Raw genomic sequence first — 286 nt, 5'->3', positions numbered from 1 at the left:
GATAAACGCCTTGAAAGTTGGAATTGTAGCTGCCTTGCTGATGTATTCGAAGTACCATGGTGCCTTTCTGATCCTTGTCAGCCTCATCCCCAATTACCGGCTTTTATGGAACCGTTATTTTTACCTTGCCGCTTTGGTCGGCATCGGACTCTATTCCCCCCATCTTTACTGGCAATACCAGCATGATTTCGTTTCATTCAGGTACCACCTGGTCCAGCGGGCCGACGGTTTCATGGGAGGCAAGCACGTCCTGAACTACCTGCTCAATGTATTCCTGATCCTGAAC

At 49.0% G+C, this 286-nt stretch carries 1 pseudogene; it reads left to right on the top strand.

The features are described from left to right. Nucleotides 1-286: pseudogene (locus MD536_RS21420) on the top strand (ArnT family glycosyltransferase); the annotation flags it as partial.

It is taken from the genome of Flavihumibacter cheonanensis, assembly GCF_022352215.1.
In the GTDB taxonomy this organism is placed as follows: domain Bacteria; phylum Bacteroidota; class Bacteroidia; order Chitinophagales; family Chitinophagaceae; genus Flavihumibacter; species Flavihumibacter cheonanensis.
The sequence above is the reverse complement of the archived record's forward strand: the minus strand, read 5'-3'. Positions and strand labels throughout refer to the sequence as shown.